At 44.5% G+C, this 272-nt stretch carries 1 protein-coding gene; it reads right to left on the reverse strand.

What is annotated here, in order from left to right:
• The coding region (locus B0E34_RS22685) for a substrate-binding domain-containing protein (protein WP_185117437.1) at window positions 1-272 on the reverse strand (272 nt) is incomplete at both ends.

The raw sequence follows: 272 nt of genomic DNA on the forward strand, positions 1-272 counted from the left end.
AAAGCAAGAATCTCCCTTGCGGCTTCTATAAAAGACATCATGATTGGTGAAAGCCACTTGTCCTTATGCCACAACATCTGTGTATACACGTGCAAATCCGGAATTTGCCATGGAAGGGCAACCAGTTCGCCTCGTTCAACTTCGGCTTCCACTACGATTTCTGGAAGAAAGGCAATGCCGATTCCCGAAATAGCACATTGTTTAATCGCTTCGGCACTTTGAAACTCTAAATACGTAATACTGTCAATGCCCTCTTTTTCAAAGGACCGGTC

The organism is Chryseobacterium mucoviscidosis (assembly GCF_002177115.1).
Classification (GTDB): Bacteria; Bacteroidota; Bacteroidia; order Flavobacteriales; family Weeksellaceae; genus Chryseobacterium; species Chryseobacterium mucoviscidosis.